Genomic DNA, 2,243 nt, shown 5'->3' on the forward strand with positions numbered 1-2,243 from the left:
GCCCCGGGGCCGCCGCCCCCGCCTCCGCCCCCGCCTCCGGGGCCGCGTCCAGGGCCGCGGCCAGGGCCGCCTGCGAGGCCGCGTCCGGGGGGAAGCCGATCAGCACGGCCGTGGCGAACCGGTCGCCGTCCGCCCGGCCGAGGGCCACGGTGTGCAGACGATGCCGCCGCATCCGGGTCTCCAGCCGCGCGGCCACGGTCGCCAGGTCCCTCTCGTGGTAGGCCGCCTCCCGGAAGGTGCCCAGCAGCGCGGCCGCCGCCTCCACCGCGCCCAGCCCCTTGCCCTGCACGTCGCCGACGAGGACGCGCGTGCCGTGCGGGCCGGGCTGGATGTCGTAGAAGTCGCCGCCCATGCGGGCGTCGGCGTCGGCGGCGAGGTAGACGGCCGCGTGGTCGAGTCCGCCCCAGCGCGGCGGCAGCGGACGCAGCACGGTCCGGCGGGTGGTCTCGGCGATGCGCATGATGTGCAGCATCCGCCGCTCGCCGCGCACCCGGACCGACGAGGCCAGCACGGACAGGACCCCGCCGACGAGGACGAGGACGAAGTCCGCCGGCCCCTCCCGGTACTCCGACGGCCAGGCGGCGTCACCGAGGACGTACGTGACCAGGGCGAGGACCGCGAACAGCGCCGTCGTCCACACCCCGCACAGCGCGGCGGCGATCGCGGAGACGAACACGCACCACGAGACGATGCGGAACTCGCCGCTCGTGTTGTAGTCGGTGTAGGAGATGGCGGCGAGCACGCCGAGGGGCACCAGCCAGGTGACGCTGCGGCCCCGGATCCGCAGCAGCTGGTGGCGTTGCAGGACGTCCCTGCGCCCGTTCCGCGGACGACGGTCGAGCAGGCCGTGACCGCGGGGCTCCATGCAGTCAGCGAAACACGGGCGGACCGCTCCCGCATCCGCGCGCCCGCACCCGGACGTCCGGGCCTCCCGGCCACCCGCACCTCCCGGCCCGCGGGCGTCCGCGTCGGCGCCCCGCGAGGAGAGGAGTCCGCGAACCTGGGGAAACGTGTGTCATCCGACTTGCCACGGCCGCGGCCGGGGTGTGACCTGGAAGCCGGGGGCGAGGAGAGAGAGGAGCGCTCTCATGGCTCATGCGGCACCGGCGTCGGGATTGCGGACCCCTTCCGCGCGCACCCGGACGCCCGACGTCTTCAGCGAACGCACCCACCGGATCGCGAACTGGGCCACGGCCTCCGTCGCGGGGCTCGTCTACGGCTACTGGGTCGCGGCCAACAACCGTTCCGGCGGCCCCATCACGGGCTGGAACCTCCTGCTCGGCTTCGTGAGCGCGCTCGTGTTCGCGGCGCTGTGGACCGGCGTCCACGCGCTCGCCCCGCGGATGCGGCGCGAACTGCACGCCCTGCTCTGGGCCGCGTTCGCCGGCTGCGCCATGGGCTTCCTCTACAGCCAGTCCGCCGAGAGCGTCCTGCGCTCCACGGGCATGGGGCTGGCCGTCGCGGCGGCGACCTTCGTCGTCCTGTTCTTCCGCTACTACACGCACGAGGACGCGGCAGGCCACCGCATCCGCTGACCCCGGCGGCACGCGTCCCCCGCACCCCACGCCGCACGGGCCCCGGCGGTTCCCGCCGGGGCCCGTGCGTTTCCCTCATCCCTCCACTCACCGGCCGGCCGGGAACGATCGACTCCCGGCCGTCCGACGAGGCATCTGACGTCACCCGTACACGGGCACGACTCCCGCCCCTTGCGAACCAGGCTTCTCCCCAGAACCAGGAAACACCCGTTCAGGTGAACCCTCCACCGGAGGGAGGGAGCCCCCGCGGGCCGGACGCCTGCCCCGCGGGGCTCGGCGCCACCCGTACGGCCGCCACGGGCTCGCGTTCCCCGCCCCGGGACCGTTGCCTGGAGAGGTGTCCCCCCGTCTGCGGACCGCCCTCTCGGCCGTCCTCGTCACGCTGTCCTGCCTGCTGGCGCCGTTCGGCGCGCTCGCGGCCTGGGCGGCGTACGGCCTCACCGACACCCGTGGCTACGTCAGCGCCATGGCGCCGCTCGCCACGGACCCCGCGGTACGGGACGCCGTCGCCGACACGGTGGGCGACGGCGTGGCCCGCGAGGCCGGGATGAACCCCGCGTTCCTGCGCGACGCGGTCCGCTCGTTCACCGCGACCCGCGCCTACCGCACCGCCTGGGACGCCGGCAACACGGCCGCGCACACAGCCGTGATGAAGGCGCTCCGCGGCGACCGCGCCGACGTCCGCAGCGACGGCCACGGCGACGGCGA

The 2,243-nt window shown here is 75.4% G+C and carries 2 protein-coding genes and 1 pseudogene; 2 read left to right on the forward strand and 1 reads right to left on the reverse strand.

The window, feature by feature from the left end; all coding sequences use genetic code 11:
• The coding region (locus KMS84_RS38380) for a PP2C family protein-serine/threonine phosphatase (protein ID WP_256921186.1) at window positions 1-865 on the reverse strand (865 nt) is incomplete at its 3' end.
• Window positions 866-1,088: 223 nt separating this feature from the next.
• Between KMS84_RS38380 and KMS84_RS38385 the strand changes: the two genes are divergently transcribed.
• The gene (locus tag KMS84_RS38385) at window positions 1,089-1,535 is read left to right on the forward strand and encodes a hypothetical protein (RefSeq protein ID WP_256921187.1); all 447 of its coding nucleotides are present in this window, start codon (window positions 1,089-1,091) and stop codon (window positions 1,533-1,535) included.
• A 337-nt stretch (window positions 1,536-1,872) separates the two neighbouring features.
• A pseudogene (locus KMS84_RS38390) lies at window positions 1,873-2,243 on the forward strand (hypothetical protein); the annotation flags it as partial.

The organism is Streptomyces hilarionis, from assembly GCF_024539675.1.
GTDB classification, from domain to species: domain Bacteria; phylum Actinomycetota; class Actinomycetes; order Streptomycetales; family Streptomycetaceae; genus Streptomyces; species Streptomyces hilarionis.